A 1,082-nucleotide genomic window follows, 5' to 3' on the forward strand; every position below is an offset into this window, starting at 1 on the left:
CGTGCTGCTGTCCTGTGAAGCCGATGGCCGCAGCAAGTTTTCGCTGGAATTTGAGGGTGGGTGCTGATGGAGCAGATAAAAGAAGCGGTCTACCTTATCAATGATGAACGCTATCTGCATCTCCGGGAAAACGGTGCAGGGGTCGGCTTTGCCACCTATAACAAGGTAACTGGAGAGCCGCTGGAAAGTGGGCAGATCTCGGAAAAGAATCTGCCGCCAGATGGACGGAACGCTATCCCTGCCGCCCGGAACTGGTATCTGTTTGAACTTTCGGACGATGACCGTAAGGCCATCCAACAGGAAAGCGTAAAGATCCTCGAAAACATCCCGCAGACGGGCATTGGCAGACGGCGCATCTGGGAGCCGGAAACGCTGCCGAAAGACATTCGTCTCATCAACAGCCACTATGATGACCTCTATCGCATTCCAGATGGCGGCGTGATTCAGGTGGATTACCCGGATGGGCGCAGTTTTACAGCACGGGTGAAACATCTGGATGATTACCACTTTGACATGGGCGGTCTGGGCAATGTGTTCCACATCTGCCAGTTTGCCGAGGTCATGGAACGAAACCATGCAAACTTCTACCCCGAAATTCAGACACAGGACGAGCAGGCCGCATGGGAACTGGGCGGCAAGGGCTATCTTGCTATCCAGTCCTGTGAGGACGGCTGGGACTACACTATTTACCACAGTGATTATTCCGTAATGGACGGTGGGCAGCTGGATGCCCCGGAGCTGACCATTCAGGAAGCTCGTGAGCAGATTCTGGAAGCGCACCACTTGGAAAAGGGGCGGCGCCTGTTGCAGGACTACGATGCCGTCATGGATAAAGTTGCGGAAGCTGAGGAACTGAGCGCAGACCACCGCCCTTCCACACTGGAAAAGCTGGCAGAACTGGCAAGTGATACGTCTGCGCCAAAATCCTCTGCACGGTCTGCGCCAGAACTGTGAGGTGGACAATGCAGCAAAAATGGAACCAGAATTTTGACGGCGAACTCATGCCGGACATCCCGCAGAAATTTCTGAACGCAGGATGCGATGTTTATATGGTGATGCAACTGCGGCATGACGAAAAAATC

General features: G+C 53.8%; 1 protein-coding gene. It reads left to right on the plus strand.

Annotated elements, in window-relative coordinates; all coding sequences use genetic code 11:
- Positions 1-66: 66 nt before the first annotated feature.
- The gene (locus P0G09_RS15395; protein WP_217297626.1) at positions 67-954 is read left to right on the plus strand and encodes an LPD16 domain-containing protein; all 888 of its coding nucleotides are present in this window, start codon (positions 67-69) and stop codon (positions 952-954) included.
- Positions 955-1,082: the final 128 nt, after the last annotated feature.

Source organism: Faecalibacterium sp. DFI.5.82, assembly GCF_029076575.1.
GTDB lineage: Bacteria > Bacillota > Clostridia > Oscillospirales > Ruminococcaceae > Faecalibacterium > Faecalibacterium duncaniae.

Excerpts from the sequence above, each read along its gene's own strand:
- P0G09_RS15395 (WP_217297626.1), top strand. The coding sequence starts at position 67 with ATGGAGCAGATAAAAGAAGCGGTCTACCTTATCAATGATGAACGCTAT.